The organism is Oleiphilus sp. HI0123 (genome assembly GCF_001635315.1).
On record NZ_LWGE01000937.1, the window covers coordinates 1 to 307 of the forward strand.

Here is a 307-nt window from a genome sequence, read left to right on the forward strand (position 1 = left end):
CATTAGGCGATGCAAGCGGAAATCCAACGCTTGATGCGACTGTTCAAAACCTTACAGCCCTAGAAGCAGCAGCTTCAAGCCTCCAAAGCTTACAGCTTGCGGCACAAGGTCTTGGCTTAATGCAGAATACTATTGAAAACGGTGCTAGCCAGATCCCTGGTCTAGGACAAGGTTCTGCCGATGAGCGTCACTTTGGCTTTGGCGGCGGTGTTACCAACGTTGTACCGATGGATTTCGCTGACGGCACCGTGGGCAGCTCCTCATCAGACCCTATCGATTGCTCCAACACGGGTTCTGGTGCATTCAC

The 307-nt window shown here is 52.4% G+C and carries 1 protein-coding gene; it reads left to right on the forward strand.

The window, feature by feature from the left end; all coding sequences use genetic code 11:
* A partial coding sequence (locus tag A3761_RS27455) for a hypothetical protein (protein WP_197472969.1) occupies nucleotides 1-307 on the forward strand: 307 nt, incomplete at both ends.